The following is a 14,329-nucleotide window of genomic DNA, read 5'->3' as shown; positions in this document are numbered from 1 at the left end:
GCCTACCCGGAGAGATGGAAGTTGCCGGAGGTGCCGTAGATCGCCAGCGACATCAGCAGGGTCACCGACACCACTGCCACGAGCGAGGCGCGCACCGCGTTTCCGACCGCGATTCCGACACCGACCGGTCCACCGGTCGCGTTGTAGCCGTAGTAGGTGTGAATCATCATGACCGCCAAGGCCATGAGGATCGCCTGCACGAACGACCACAGGATGTCACTGGGAATCAGGAATGTGGAGAAGTAATGGTCGTACACACCGGCCGACTGGCCGTAGATGACGACCGTGGCGAAGCGGCTCGCGACGAACGACGCGATGACCGCCAGCGCGTAGAGCGGAACGATCGCGATCATGCCCGCCAGCACGCGGGTGCCGACCAGGAAGGGCATCGGCCGGATCGCCATGGATTCCAGGGCGTCGATCTCCTCGGCCACCCGCATGGCGCCCAGCTGGGCCGTCGCGCCGGCGCCGATGGTCGCCGCCAATCCGATGCCCGAGATCACCGGTGCCGCGATCCGCACATTGAGGAATGCGGCGAAGAATCCGGTCAGCGCCTCGACACCGATATTGCCCAGCGAGCTGTAGCCCTGCACCGCGATGGTGCCGCCGGTGAACAGGGTGAGGAAGCCGACGATCACCACCGTGCCGCCGATTACCGCCAAAGCGCCTGTGCCCATGCTGATTTCGGCGATCAGGCGAATGGTTTCGGTGCGATAGTGCGTGAATGCCTTCGGTACCGAGGCCAACGACCTGCCGTAGAACTGGGCGTGATGCCCGATTCCGTCCATCGAACTCGAAACCCGCCGCACGCGTCGAACAGTACGGGGGAAGCGGGACTGGATTACGAACGCCATCGGATCACCGCACCGTGAACTTGATGCCGACGGCGGTGACCACGACGTTCACCACGAACAGAGCCATGAAGGAGAAAACCACCGTCTGGTTGACCGCGTCACCCACACTCTTGGGACCGCCCTTGACGTTGAGGCCGAGGTAGCAGGCCATCAGTCCGGCGATCAGACCGAACAGCGCGGCCTTGACCTCGGAGATCACGAGCTCCGGCGTATGGGTGAGCAGGGTGAGCCCGTTGACGAAGGCGCCGGGGTTGACTCCCTGCAGGAGTACCGAGAACAGGAAGCCGCCGGCGATGCCGATCGTCGAGACCAGGCCGTTGAGCAGCGCCGCGACGAACATCGAGGCGAGTACGCGAGGCACCACCAGGCGATGGATCGGGTCGATGCCGAGCACCTTCATGGCGTCGATTTCTTCCCGGATCGTGCGAGCACCCAGGTCGGCGCAGATCGCGGTGGCGCCGGCGCCGGCGACGATCAGCACCGTCACGATCGGACCGACCTGGGTGACCGTTCCGAATGCGGCGCCCGCGCCGGAGAGATCGGCCGCGCCGATTTCGCGCAACAGAATATTCAGCGTAAAGCTCACCAGAACCGTGAACGGGATCGCGACCAGGATGGTCGGGATGATCGACACCCGTGCGACGAACCACGACTGGTCGACGAATTCCCGTCGCTGAAATGGCGGACGTATCAAGGCCCGCGCCACAGCGGCCACGAGTTCGAAGAACCCGCCGACCGCACGCAACGGCACGGCAAGAACCTCGTTCATTCCGCGATTCCTCCTTGCCGACCCGTGCGCGCAACGTTGCGCCAGCGAGCCTCCACACCTCTTCCGCTCCGAAGATTAGAACACGTTCTCATCGAATCGGAAGAGATTTTGACATTTTTGACCTGCTCTTTTCATCTGAGCTTCAGCTCCGAAGCTAGAACAGGTTCATACGGTGTACAGAACGCCTTTGTGAGGCACCCCACAACCATCGACCCCCATGTCTACCAAGTGCGAGACCGCCGATCAACCGGAGTTGGTCGGACGACCTGCACCTGATAATCAGCCGAGATCGTGCAGCGAACTCGCAGAAAACGTACGCCCGGCGGGGCGCTCGGCGAAGTAGGTGCCGAGTGTGTCGGCCAGCGCGTCCGCACTCCATTCCGCGCCGGCGGCGTCGAAGCGAGCCTCGACTTCGGGTGCGGCCATCAGCGCGACCATCGGGCCGTACACGACGAACACCTGACCGTTGATCGCGTCGGCGCCCGGGGAGGCCAGGTAGGCGACCAGCCGGGCGACATGCTCGGGCGCCAGCGGGTCCACATCCCCTTCGGGAGCGGCGGAGAAGACCGATTCCGTCATGGCGGTCCGGGCCCGCGGGCAGATGGCGTTGGCGCGCACGCCGTATCGCGACAAACCGCGCGAGGCGGACAGCGTCAGCGCGGTGATTCCGGCTTTCGCGGCCGCGTAATTCGGCTGCCCTTCCGGACCCAGCAAACCGGCTTCCGAAGATGTGTTGATCAGGCGCCCGTAAATTGGAGCACCGGATTCCTTCGATTTACCGCGCCAGTAGGCGGCCGCATTACGCGACAACAGGAAATGGCCGCGCAGATGGACCGCGAGGACCGCGTCCCAGTCCTCGTCGGAGAGATTGAAAAGCATGCGGTCGCGGACGATTCCCGCATTGTTGACGACGATGTCCACACCGCCGAAGGTCTCGTCCGCGGTACGAATCAGGGCGTCGGCGGTGGCGCGCTCGGCCACACTGCCACCCACGAATTCCGCTTTCGCGCCGAGGGCGCGAATATCGGCGAGGGTGGCGGCCACCGCATCGCTCTCGGCCAGATCGTTGACCACCACCGAGGCGCCGGCCCCTGCCAGCGCCAGCGCTTCGGCCCGGCCGAGGCCCGCGCCGGCTCCGGTCACGATCGCTACCTTGCCGGACAGATCCGTCCCCGACTGATTCGACGATTCACTCACGCCGTGACTCTAGAACGTGTTCCAGTTATCGGCAAGCATCCATTTCACTGCAACCGCAGGGCAGCCTTCGGGCATTGCGCGACAGCGGTCTCGACGTCGGAGAGCCGGTCCTCGGGCACGTCGGCGGTGAGGATGTGCAGCTGGTCCTCATCGTCGAGTTCGAAGACGTCGGGGGCGATTCCGACACAGATTCCATTGGCCTCGCACTGGTCGAAATCCACACTGACCTTCATTGATAACTCCTTCACCACCAGGTAGTGCCGAGCCTACAAGCCCGGCCGGGCCGCTGCGGCCGAAGCGGCCGGATTCGGTTTCCATACTGGAACATGTTTCAGTAGATATGCAATGATCGACGTCAGGGCAGATCGGCCCAGCGCAGACCGTCGCCGGACCGATCGTCACAGGGGCGATGTCGTCACATCCGCCATCACATCACCGAGTACGAGGTAACCGCCATGCGGATTGCTTATACCGAGCAACAGGAGCAGCTGCGCGCCGAGCTCCGCGAATATTTCGCCAAGCTGATCACTCCGGAGCGCCGCGAGGCCTTGTCGTCGCAGACCGGTGAGTACGGGCACGGCAACGTCTACCGCGAGGTCGTGCAGCAGATGGGCCACGACGGCTGGCTCACGCTCGGCTGGCCCAAGGAGTACGGCGGCCAGGATCGCTCGACGATGGATCAGCTGATCTTCACCGACGAGGCGGCCGTCGCGGGTGCGCCGGTGCCGTTCCTGACCATCAACTCGGTGGCGCCGACGATCATGCACTACGGCACCGAGGAGCAGAAGAAGTTCTTCCTGCCCAAGATCTCCGCGGGCGAATTGCACTTCTCCATCGGTTATTCCGAGCCCGGCGCGGGCACCGACCTGGCGTCGCTGCGCACCACCGCGGTCCGTGACGGTGACGACTGGGTGATCAACGGCCAGAAGATGTGGACCAGCCTCGTCCAGTACGCCGACTACATCTGGCTGGCCGCCCGCACCGACCCGACCGCCAAGAAGCACAAGGGCATCAGCATGTTCATCGTGCCGACCTCGGCCGAGGGCTTCTCCTGGACGCCCGTGCACACGATGGCCGGGCCCGACACCAGCGCCACCTACTACCAGGACGTGCGGGTGCCGCATTCGGCGATGGTCGGCCCCGAGAACGGCGGCTGGGCGCTGGTCACCAATCAGCTCAACCACGAGCGGGTGGCGCTGACCTCGGCGGCGCCGCTGGCGCTGGCGGTCGCGCAGACCACCGAATGGGCGCGCGACACCAAGGATTCCAGCGGCGCGCGGGTGATCGACAGCGAGTGGGTGCGGCTGAATCTGGCGCGGGTCCACGCCCAGGTGGAATTCCTCAAACTGCTGAACTGGGAGATCGCCTCCGGCGCCGATGCGGGCGGCGACGCCGCGCCCCGGCCGTGGGATGCCTCCACCTGCAAGGTGCTCGGCACCGAATTGGCCACCGAGGCCTACCGACTGCTGATGGAGATCCTCGGACCGCAGGCATATCTGCGGCAGGACTCCCCGGGCGCGCAGCTGCGCGGACGGCTCGAGCGGATGCATCGCGCCTGCCTGATCCTGACCTTCGGCGGCGGCACGAACGAGGTGCAGCGCGACATCATCGCGATGACCGCCCTCAAACAGCCCGCTGCCGCCCGCTGAGCCGCGGACCGGTCGGAAACGTCGGAAACGCCGAAGAACTAGGAACAACGATGGATTTCACACTTACCGAGGGGCAGCAGGATCTCGCGCGCCTGACCGGCGAGGTCTGCGCCAAACTGGTCACCGCCGACCGGCTGCGGGAACTGGACAAGGCCGAGGTCCGCTTCGACGACCAACTCTGGCGGTCGCTGGCCGAGACCGGCGTGCTCGCGGCCGCGCTGCCGGAATCGGTGGGCGGCAGCGGACTCGGCGCGCTGGAGCAGACCGCGATTCTGCGGGAGATCGGCAAATCCGCCGCCCCCGTGCCCTATCTGTGGTCGGTCGTCCTCGGCGCCGGTGCGCTGGCCCGCTGGGGTGACGAGGCGCAGCGCGAGCTGGCGGCGAAAGCCGGTGCGGGCGAGACGATTCTGACCGTGGCACTGTCGGAGGAACGCAACTGGGAGCCGGCGAAGCCCACCACGACCGCGACCGAGGACGGCGGCTGGAAGCTGGTCGGCGCCAAGACGGTTGTCCCCTTCGCCGCACAGTCCGCGCGAATCCTGGTGCCCGCCACGGTTTCCGGCAAGGCTGCGGTATTCCTGGTCGACCCGGCGGACGCGCGCGTCACGCCGCAGCAGGTGGTCGACCGCAGCCCGCAGGCCGAGGTCGAATTCGATTCCACCCCCGCCGAATTGATCGGCACCGTGGACGACGGCGCCGAAATCCTCGCGTGGCTGCTGAACCACGGCTGGCTCGGCCTGGCCGCACAACAGCTCGGAACCCTGGAACGCGCGGTCGAACTCGTCGCCGAATACGGCCGCGAGCGTGAGCAGTTCAATCGCAAGATCGGCAGCTTCCAGGCGGTCGCGCAGCGGCTGGCCGACGGCTACATCGACCTGCAGGGGCTGCGGCTGGCGGTCACCCAGGCCGCGTGGCGGGTCGACGAGGGACTGCCGGCGGAGGCGGAGATCCACACCGCCAAATTCTGGGCCGCCGAGGCCGGTCACCGCATCGCCCACACCGCCGTGCACGTGCACGGTGGCGTCGGCATCGACCGCGACCACATCGTTCAGTGCTACTTCACCGCCGCCAAACACAACGAGTTCGCGCTCGGCGGCGCCACCGATCACCTGCGCGCTCTGGGCACCCTCCTGGCCGAGGCCCACTGACGCAGGCGCTCGCCCGGGCCGAACCGCCGCTCCACCGGTTCGGCCCGGGCGAGTATTTCTCCGACGGTCTCCTCGACCGTGAGATCCGTTGTATCCAGCCATAATCCGATGCGAGGCGTTTCCGCATGCAGGACGGTGTCGAGCTGGTCGACGGTGAAGACCCCGTAGGCCTTCTTGTCTCGTCCGGCCTCGCGCCGGGCCACCACGTCCGGACGCGGGGCCAGCACGACCACGTACACCGGGTCGGTGCGGATCTGCTCGACCATCCACGGCAGCGATTCGCCCAGGACGACGTCCTGGACCACCGCCGTGAATCCCGCGGCGGCGTAGTCGTCGGCCGTCGCGGCCGCCAGACGGTGCCGTAATCGCAACTGGCGCAGGGCTTCTTCGCTCGGTTCGCCCGACATCTCGGCGCGGCCACCGACCACGAAGCGACGGAATACGTCACCGTGGACGTGGGCGGAGCGGGGCAGTCGTTCGGCGAGGGCCTGCGCGACCGTCGATTTTCCGGCCGCTTGGATACCGGTGATGAGATAGACGGCACTCGACATGGCCGGACGGTATCGCGCAGGGCACTCGATCGCGAGGGATTTTCGCCCCTCGGTGCAGCATCGAAGCGGGTCGGGGCCGGTCCGCCCATTCGCCCGATGAGTTCGGCGCGCCCACGGCGTCTCTACTGACGACACGTATTGATGCCGCGAGAGGACCGGACATGCCCAGCAAGATGATCTTCATCAATCTCCCCGTCGAGAATCTGGAGCGGTCCACATCGTTCTACGAGGCGCTGGGCTGGAAGGTGAATCCGGACTTCACCGACGAGAACGCCGCCTGCGTGGTGGTCGACGACAACATCTGTCTGATGCTGCTGGTCCGGCAGTACTTCGACACCTTCACCAACCGCCCGATCGCCGACACCCGGGCCGCCACCGGTTCGATCTACGCGCTGTCACTGGGCAGCAGGGCGGAGGTCGAGTCGCTGATCGGCGCCGCGGTGGGCGCGGGCGCCACCGAGGAGATCAGCGAGGACAAACGCGCCCAGGAGGAGGCGGTGGGTATGTTCAGCCGCGCCTTCGTCGATCCCGACGGTCACCACTGGGAGGCCTTCTGGATGGATTATCCCGGCGGCAACTGACCCGCGCCGGGTGAGCGACCGGCCGGCCGCTCACCCGGGCGTTCATGCCGTCTGCGCGTCCAGGAAGCTGATGATCTTGGCGTGGAAACCGGCCGGGTCCTCGCCCGGTGCCCCGTGGCCGGCATCGATCTCGGCATAGCGGGCGTCGGGTATCGCGGCGAGCAGGTGCTGTTGCTGCGCCGCCGGAACGACCCGGTCGTGCGCACTGGCGAGGATCAGCGTCGGCGCGGCGATGCTGCCGAGCAGATCGGTGAGATCCACGGTGCGGTCCACCTCGGTCTGCCGTGCGGCGCCGCGCGCGATCACCTTCGCGAGCTGTTCGATCAGGGCCGCGTTCTGTTCCGCACTCGTCCGCTCCCAGTAGCGCGGGCCGAATGCCATCAGCGGCAGCATATGCGCGAACAGGCTGGTGCCGTAGGCGGCATCGGCGCGCAGCACCTCGATCCAGTAGCGGAATTCGGCGTCCATCCGCGCGTCGGTGCGCGCCCAGCCCGCATGCATCAGCAGGGAGCGCACCCGGTCGGGTACGGTCGCCGCGACGTGCGCGGCCACCACCGCGCCCAGCGAATGCCCGACCAGGTGGAATCGGGCCAGTCCGGCATGGTCGGCGACGGCGCGCACCTCGGCGGCCAGATCGGCGACGGTGAGCGCGCCGCCGTGGTCGACGGTGTCGCCGGAGCCCGAATAGTCCAGTGCCACAACGGTATAGCGGTCGGCGATTTCCGCGGTCAGCGGTGTCCACTGGTCGCGGGCGGCCGCCGTGCCGTGGACCAGCACGACCGCCGGACCCGTTCCGGTCACCTCGTAGGCGACCTCGGCGGTTCCCCCATGGATGCGGGCTGTTGCGAATGTCATCGAATATCCTTGTGTCGCAGTCTGTTCGGTGGTCAGGCCGCAGCCTGCAGAGTGAAGTTCGCGATCGCCGCGCGCAGTGCGGCCGTGAACTCGGCGGCGCGCTCCTGTTGCGGCATATGGCCCGCGCCGGCGATCACGCCGACCCGCGCGCCCGGTGTGAGCGCCGCGCAGGCCCGCGCCACCGCCAGCGGGATTTCGGCGTCCAGTTCGCCGTGCAGGTAGTGGATCGGCGTGCGCAGCTGCGGCAGCCGCGGCCGGGGATCGTAGGTCGCGAAGAGGTGGAACAGTTCGTCGATGTACACACCCGAATCGAGGATCTGCCGCACGGTCCAGTCCACCAGCGCCGGCGAGGTTCCCGGGGCATACCAGTTCGGTACCCATCGCGCGACGAATTCGGTTCGGTGATCCCGCATTTCGTCGATGATCTCGGCCAGCGGCATGCCCTGCCCGGGCCAGTAGGCCGGACCGTCGACCGCGACCACGCCGCCGAGCAGCTCCGGACGGGCCAGCGCCAGTTCGGTCGCGAAGGTCGCGCCCACCGAGGATCCGATCACGATGGGGCGAGGCAACCCGAGCTGCCGGATGAGCTCCACCAGGTCGGCGAGCACACCGGCGAGGTTGTTGCCGGCGACCGGCCGGTCCGAACGCCCGCAGCCGCGCCAATCAACGGTGACCACCCGGAACTCGGTGACCAGCGCCGCCTGCTGAGCGCCCCAGACCCGCCCGCTGGTGCCCCAGCCGTGCAGGAACAACAGCGGCTGTCCGGTTCCCTGATCCTCGTAGTACAGCTGGACGTCGTCGACGGTGAGATACGGCATGGTCATCACTTCCCGGTGCGGTTTCCGATGTGCTGGGACCAGGAAATCGCGTTCGGCCGCGCCGAAAAATGAGGGAACCGCGCTGGCACTGTTCACCGAAACTGATTAATCTCGCGCCGTGGAGCTCCGCCAATTGCAGTACTTCCTGACCGTGGCCGAGGAACTGCACTTCGGACGCGCGGCCGAGCGGCTGCACATCGTGCAGTCGGCCGTCAGTCAGCAGATCACCCGGCTGGAGCGGGAATTGGGCGTCGCACTGTTCGAGCGGACCACCCGCACGGTGCGCCTCACCGAAGGCGGGCGGCGACTGCTTCCGCACGCCGAACAGGTACTCGCCGCGGTGGCGCAGGCCCGTGCCGCCATCGACGACCTGCGCGTCGAACGCACCGGCACGATCCGGCTGGGCACCAGCACCGGCCTCGGCACCCGCCTGGAGAACATTCTCGTGGCCTTCGCTCGCCGCACCCCGCACGCCTACCTCGAACTGGTCGACGCGGACGCCGAGAGTCGGATGAAGCGGGTGCGTTCGGGGGAACTGGACGCGGCGATCGTGCGTGGTCCGCGGGACGAACCCGGCCTCGAACTGCTGCCGCTGTGGTCCGACCGACTGGTGGCCGCGATCCCCGCTCGGCACGACCTCGCGGTGTTGCGCGAGATCGACCTCGCGCGCCTTGCGCAGTTGCCACTGCGATTGGTCGGCCGCGCCCGCAATCCCACCCTCTACGACCTGGTCGTCGATTCGTGCCGGGAGGCCGGCTTCGCGCCGGCCTTCGGACCGGAGTTCACCACCGAACAGGACACGCTGGCCGCGATCGGCTTCGGCGCGCCGAGCTGGACGGTGTACTACGCGGCCCAGGCGGCGAATTTGTCGTTCCCAGGCGTGGTCTGGCGTCCTCTGCGCAACCCGGAGCCGAGGATGCCGAGCTATCTCGCGGTGCGGCCCGATCCGCCGCGTGCCGAATTGCGCGCACTCATCGAGGCCTGCCACACCGTCACCGACCGATAACCTGATCGTTGCGTCCGTCTCAGCAGAAGACGTTCCGCGCCAGTGCAATTCGTTCCGCCCCCGCGATATTCGCCGACGTACCCGGCGCGGCTACTCCGGCCTTGCCGAGCTATCGGCGCGCCACGCGAGCCTCGCGGCCATCCGCGAACATCCCGCAATACCGGTACCACGTGAGCACTGTATTCTCCTGTGGCGCAACCACTTCCACCTCTCATATGCTTGAGCTCCGAGCGGTTGGGGGGTACCTGGTGAAACGTCTGCTGATGTTCGTCCTGGCGGCCGTCGCGGCGCTCTCCAGCTACGACTACGCACGCTCCCCCGGCCACATCGGCATGGCGGTGGCGGCCGGGGTCGTCATCACGATCTGGTTGACCGCCAAGGCAATCGACTGACAGGCGTGTGGCCCCCGACCGGGGCGGGGGCCACACGCGGTTGCGCGGTCACGCACCGGCAGGCACTCGCTCACGCCGAGCCGGCGACCGGAACGTCGTCCACGCGAGCGCCGCCGCCAGCACCGCGATCCCCGCCGCTGCACCGAATGCCGCCGAGAACCCGTCGGTGAGGGCATCGGCATCACCGATGCGGTCGGCTCCGGCGGCCGAGGCGATCGCGGTCACCACCGCCAGGCCCAGCGCCGATCCGATCTGATAGCCGGTGTTCACCAGACCGGACGCCAGGCCGCCCTGCTCCGGCCGCGCCGCGGAGATGGCGGTCTGCAGCGACGGGACGAAGGCCAGCGACATCCCGAACGCGGCCAGCAGCGATCCGGGCAGCACGTCGATCCAGAAGTTGCCGTCGGCCCGGATGAAGGTCAGCCAGACCAGACCGGCCCCCAGGACCAGCAGTCCGGTGACGATCATGGCGCGAGCGCCGAAGCGCGCGAACAACTTCGGCGACACCGCGATCATGCCGACCATGATCAGGGCGGTCATCGGCAGCAGAGCCGCACCCGACGGGAACGCCGAGTAGCCGAGAACCTGCTGCAGATACAGGTTCAGGAAGAACCACATCGGCACCCAGGCCGCGCCCAGCAGGACCTGAGCCAGATCGGCCGCACCGAGGTTCGGCGCACGGAAGATCGACAGCGGCATCAGCGGTTCCCGGCGACGGGCCTGCAGCACCAGGAAGGCCGCCAACAGGACGACCGCGAGCGCCAGGACGCCCCACGTCGATCCGGAACCCCAGCCGACCTCGGGGGCACGGACGACCGCGAAGACGGCCGCGCCCAGGCCCAGCGTCGCGGTCAGGGCACCGAGCACGTCGACCGAACCGCCGGACGCGGCCGCCCCGCCGGGAACCAGCACCGCGGCCGCGACGACGGCCAGCACGGCGATCGGGATGTTGATGTAGAAGACCCACGGCCACGAGGCGTACTCGGTGATGAGCCCGCCGAGGAATACGCCGGCGGTACCGCCTGCCGGGGCGGCGGCGCCGTAGAACGCGAATGCGGTGGTCAACTCCTTGGGATTCGACCCGAACACCATCATCAGAAGTGTCAGCGCCGAGGGGGCGATCAGTGCGGCGCCCGCACCCTGCACACCCCGGCCGATCAGCTCGACCGCGGGCGATCCGGCGAGTCCGGCGACCAGGGACCCGACGCCGAGCACCATCCAGCCCGTCTGAAAGATGCGGCGAGCGCCCCAGATGTCGGACAGACGTCCGCCGAGCAGCAGCAGACCGCCGAAGACGATGACGTAGGCGTTGAAGACCCAGGACAGTCCCTCCTGCGAAAAGCCCAGGGAATCCTGCATTTTCGGCAGCGCCACCCCGATGATCGAGGTGTCCATGATGACCATGAACTGCGCCAGCGCGATCAGTGCCAATGCGAACCAGCGCCGCGACGGCGGCGCGGATACCCGAGTGGACATAGGAATCCTCACTCCTCGGTTGCGGGCGCATCCGCTGCGCCCGTGGAATTTCCGACCCGTTCTGTATACCCCCCAGGGGTATCAGCTCGATACGGAAAGTCTCTGTGATTCACGTCATACCCCCACGGGGTATGACGTCACCGAGGTTGATTTCTCAGCGACAGCGAAAGAAGAAGGGCCCGCCGGTCATTCGACCGGCGAGCCCTTCACGATCCCGAAAGGATCAGTCGCGCAGCTCCGGCGGCAATCCGAACAGCGGGAACAGCCGGTCGGTGTCGAGAAAGAAGTTCAACCCGCTGATCGCGGGACCGTCGAATTCCAGCACCGTGATCGACCACGGCGAGAAGACCCCGGGCTCGTCGGTGGGTTTGTACTGACCGAAGGCCGGCAGTCCGTTGGCGCCGTCCAGCGGGATCAACCGCGAACCCCGGCAGGCCGAGGGCCCTTCCGACAGCATGAACCGAGCGACGTTCTCCGGACCGGAGACCCACAGCTCGATGGGCGGCATCGACAGCGCCACATCCTGTTTCAGCAGCGAGGTGAGCGCATCCATGTCGTAGGCCTCGAAGGCGCGCACGAAACCGTCGACGAGTTCGCGCTGACTGTCGTCGGATTCGTCGTAGCCGCTCGACTCCGAGGGCTGCACCTTCGACATGGTCGCGCGCGCCCGCTGCAGCGCGCTGTTCACCGAGGCCGGCGACATCGTCAACATCTCGGCCGTCTCGTTGGCCGAGAACCGCAGCACCTCCCGCATGATGAGGATCGCCCGCTGGGTGGCCGGCAGATGCTGACAGGCCGCCACGAACGCCAGCCGCAGCGAATCCTTGGTGCTGGCATGTTCGGCCGGGTCGGCGCCGAAGGCCAGCGCGTTCGGAATCGGCTCCACCCACACGTAATCCGGCTGCGGCGGCGGCAGCGGACTGTCCGGACTCGACGGCCCGGACAGATCCATCGGCCGAGCCCGGCGCTGGGGGCCGTCGAGCATATCCAGGCAGATGTTCGTGGTGATCTTGTACAGCCACGATCGCAGGCTGGACCGGCCCTCGAACGAGTCGTAGGCCTTCCAGGCCCGAGTGAAAGTCTCCTGAACCGCGTCCTCTGCCTCGAACGAGGAACCCAACATCCGATAGGCGTAAGCACACAGCTCCCGCCGGTAACTCTCGAATTGCTGCAGCACGTCGTCGACGGTGCCGGCGGAAGCTTGTTCGCTCATGCGGATCACTGTGGCACAGGGCACCGACAGAAAACACCCCGGAAGTAGGGGCATGGACACGGACGCCGAAATCGCCGCACCTCCACTGTGATCGCGGGGCGCGGCGATATCGATTGCCAGTTATTTACTTCGGCGAGCTATCTATTTCGGCCTGGCTATTTCGAGGACGCCTGGGATTCCTCGTCGGCCGGGCGCGAGCGGGCATGTTCGTTGGCCCACCGGTAGTCGGGCTTTCCGGCCGGCGAACGCTTGATCTCGTCCACGAACCACAGGCTGCGCGGCAGCTTGTAGGAGGAGATCTCCTTGGTCAGCACCGGACGCAGTTCCTCGAGCGTCGGACGGTTGCCACCGCGACACTGCACGACCGCGGCCACCCGCTGTCCCCAGCGCTCGTCCGGCACACCGATCACCAGCGCGTCGAAGATCTCCGGATGGCATTTGAGCGCGCCCTCGACCTCCTCCGGGTAGATCTTCTCGCCGCCGCTGTTGATGCTGACCGACCCGCGGCCCAGCATCGTCACGGTGCCGTCCTCCTCGACCCGGGCGAAGTCGCCGGGGATCGAGTAGCGAACGCCGTTGAACTCCTTGAACGTCGCGGCGGTCTTCACCGGGTCGTTGTAGTAACCGAGCGGGATGTTGCCGGTGCGGGCCAGCACGCCCACCTGACCGGAGCCGGGCGCGACGGGGTTGCCCTCCTCGTCGATGACGGCGGTGGAGGCGTCGATCTTGACCCGGGGACCACCGGTGTGGGTCGCACCCTTGGCCGCCACCGACAGGCCGCCGAAACCGGTTTCCGAGGAGCCGATGGAATCGGTGATGACCGTATTCGGCAGCAATTCGATGAACTCGTCCTTCAGCGCCGGGGAGAACAGCGCCGCACTGCTGGCCATCGCCCACAGATTCGCATGCTGGTACGGCTCACCGGTTTCCGGATGGCCTTCCTTGAGGGCGTCGAGCATCGGCCGCGCCATGGCGTCACCGGTGATGAAGATGAGGTTCACCCCGTGGCGGTCGATCGCCTGCCACACGGTGTGGGCGCTGAACTCCGGCAGCATGATCGTCTTGCCGCCGTCGAACAGGCCGTGGAAGGTCGCCGACTGCGAACCGCCGTGGATCATCGGCGGGATCGGGTAGCGGACCATCTGCCCACCGGCGGCGCCGGCCTTGGCCTGCTGCCACTCGTCCTCGATCGCCTCACCGGTGACGAAGTTGATGCCGCCGCCGAGCACCCGCCACCAGTCCTCGTGCCGCCACATCACGCCCTTGGGCATGCCGGTGGTGCCGCCGGTGTAGATCATGAAGATGTCGTCGTTGGAGCGGTCGCCGAAGTCGCGCTCGCCGTGCGAAGCAGCCAGTGCCGCTTCGTATTCCACCGAATCCGCGGGCAACGGCACCTCTGCTTCGGTACCGTCGTTCACGGCGATGACCGTCTTCAACTTCGGCGTGTTCGGCCGCACGGCCGACACCTTGTCGCTGTAGCGACGTTCGTGAATCAGCGCGACCATATCGGAATTGTCGAAAATGTATTGCAACTCGTTCTCGACGTACCGGAAGTTCACGTTGATCATTACTGCCCGCGCCTTGAAGATCGCGACCATGGCCTCCACGGCCTCGATCGTGTTGCGCGAGTAGATGCCGACCTTGTCACCCGGCTGCACACCCTGTTCTTGCAGGTAGTGCGCCAATCGGTTGGCCCGGTCCTCCAGCTCGGCATAGGTCACCGAGCGGACGTCGTCGGCCAGCGCGACACGGTCCGGCACGAGGTCGATGGTGTGTTCGACAAGGTCCGCTATGTTGTAGCTCACAGGACCAAAATAGAA

The 14,329-nt window shown here is 66.9% G+C and carries 15 protein-coding genes; 5 read left to right on the top strand and 10 right to left on the bottom strand.

Annotation, left to right across the window (positions count from 1 at the left end):
- Window positions 1-2: 2 nt before the first annotated feature.
- The 4 genes from C8258_RS07325 to C8258_RS07310 form a co-directional block, all read right to left on the bottom strand.
- Window positions 3-854, bottom strand: a complete 852-nt coding sequence (locus C8258_RS07325) for an ABC transporter permease (protein ID WP_036497709.1) — start codon at window positions 852-854, stop codon at window positions 3-5.
- A 4-nt stretch (window positions 855-858) separates the two neighbouring features.
- Window positions 859-1,623 (bottom strand): ABC transporter permease, encoded by a 765-nt coding sequence (locus tag C8258_RS07320; protein ID WP_030518640.1) that lies wholly within the window; start codon window positions 1,621-1,623, stop codon window positions 859-861.
- A 279-nt stretch (window positions 1,624-1,902) separates the two neighbouring features.
- Window positions 1,903-2,820, bottom strand: coding sequence for a 3-oxoacyl-ACP reductase (locus tag C8258_RS07315; protein ID WP_106954503.1), 918 nt, complete (start codon window positions 2,818-2,820; stop codon window positions 1,903-1,905).
- A gap of 44 nt (window positions 2,821-2,864) precedes the next feature.
- Entirely contained in the window at window positions 2,865-3,053 is a 189-nt protein-coding gene (locus C8258_RS07310; RefSeq protein WP_030518642.1) for a ferredoxin, read from the bottom strand.
- Window positions 3,054-3,275: 222 nt separating this feature from the next.
- Between C8258_RS07310 and C8258_RS07305 the strand changes: the two genes are divergently transcribed.
- Together C8258_RS07305 and C8258_RS07300 are read left to right on the top strand one after the other, a co-directional pair.
- Window positions 3,276-4,469 carry an acyl-CoA dehydrogenase family protein gene (locus C8258_RS07305; RefSeq protein WP_106954502.1) on the top strand — a complete coding sequence of 398 codons (1,194 nt, stop codon included), beginning with the start codon at window positions 3,276-3,278 and terminating at the stop codon, window positions 4,467-4,469.
- Between the two features lie 50 nt (window positions 4,470-4,519).
- Window positions 4,520-5,617, top strand: a complete 1,098-nt coding sequence (locus C8258_RS07300; protein ID WP_106954501.1) for an acyl-CoA dehydrogenase family protein — start codon at window positions 4,520-4,522, stop codon at window positions 5,615-5,617.
- On the opposite strand, the gene C8258_RS07295 is transcribed toward C8258_RS07300, so the two are convergent.
- Complete coding sequence (locus tag C8258_RS07295; protein ID WP_106954500.1) at window positions 5,575-6,168, bottom strand: AAA family ATPase; 594 nt, start codon at window positions 6,166-6,168, stop codon at window positions 5,575-5,577. The two genes, C8258_RS07300 and C8258_RS07295, sit on opposite strands and share 43 nt — an antisense overlap.
- A 161-nt stretch (window positions 6,169-6,329) precedes the next feature.
- On the opposite strand from C8258_RS07295, the gene C8258_RS07290 reads away from it, so the two are divergent.
- A complete protein-coding gene (locus C8258_RS07290; protein WP_106954499.1) occupies window positions 6,330-6,749 on the top strand; it encodes a VOC family protein in 420 nt (139 codons plus the stop codon).
- A gap of 42 nt (window positions 6,750-6,791) precedes the next feature.
- On the opposite strand, the gene C8258_RS07285 is transcribed toward C8258_RS07290, so the two are convergent.
- Complete coding sequence (locus C8258_RS07285) at window positions 6,792-7,604, bottom strand: alpha/beta fold hydrolase (protein WP_106954498.1); 813 nt, start codon at window positions 7,602-7,604, stop codon at window positions 6,792-6,794.
- A gap of 32 nt (window positions 7,605-7,636) precedes the next feature.
- Entirely contained in the window at window positions 7,637-8,518 is an 882-nt protein-coding gene (locus C8258_RS07280) for an alpha/beta fold hydrolase (RefSeq protein ID WP_199195620.1), read from the bottom strand.
- A gap of 22 nt (window positions 8,519-8,540) precedes the next feature.
- Here C8258_RS07280 and C8258_RS07275 point away from each other — a divergent pair, with 22 nt between their 5' ends.
- Both C8258_RS07275 and C8258_RS32535 read left to right on the top strand, forming a co-directional pair.
- Window positions 8,541-9,428: a LysR family transcriptional regulator gene (locus tag C8258_RS07275; protein WP_106954497.1), complete on the top strand. Its 888-nt coding sequence runs from the start codon at window positions 8,541-8,543 to the stop codon at window positions 9,426-9,428.
- A 248-nt stretch (window positions 9,429-9,676) separates the two neighbouring features.
- A complete protein-coding gene (locus tag C8258_RS32535; RefSeq protein WP_156511190.1) occupies window positions 9,677-9,820 on the top strand; it encodes a hypothetical protein in 144 nt (47 codons plus the stop codon).
- Between the two features lie 48 nt (window positions 9,821-9,868).
- Here the strand turns inward: C8258_RS32535 and C8258_RS07270 are convergent, their stop codons facing one another.
- The 3 genes from C8258_RS07270 to C8258_RS07260 all read right to left on the bottom strand — a co-directional run bounded on the left by C8258_RS07270 (window position 9,869) and on the right by C8258_RS07260 (window position 14,314).
- Window positions 9,869-11,296 carry an MFS transporter gene (locus tag C8258_RS07270; protein WP_106954496.1) on the bottom strand — a complete coding sequence of 476 codons (1,428 nt, stop codon included), beginning with the start codon at window positions 11,294-11,296 and terminating at the stop codon, window positions 9,869-9,871.
- A 223-nt stretch (window positions 11,297-11,519) separates the two neighbouring features.
- A complete protein-coding gene (locus C8258_RS07265) occupies window positions 11,520-12,509 on the bottom strand; it encodes a sigma-70 family RNA polymerase sigma factor (protein WP_106954495.1) in 990 nt (329 codons plus the stop codon).
- Between the two features lie 155 nt (window positions 12,510-12,664).
- Window positions 12,665-14,314 (bottom strand): acyl-CoA synthetase, encoded by a 1,650-nt coding sequence (locus tag C8258_RS07260; RefSeq protein WP_106954494.1) that lies wholly within the window; start codon window positions 14,312-14,314, stop codon window positions 12,665-12,667.
- Between the last annotated feature and the right edge of the window lie 15 nt (window positions 14,315-14,329).

The sequence above is a fragment of the Nocardia sp. MDA0666 genome (genome assembly GCF_003023875.1).
GTDB classification, from domain to species: Bacteria; Actinomycetota; Actinomycetes; order Mycobacteriales; family Mycobacteriaceae; genus Nocardia; species Nocardia aobensis.
The sequence above is the reverse complement of the archived record's forward strand: the minus strand, read 5'-3'. Positions and strand labels throughout refer to the sequence as shown.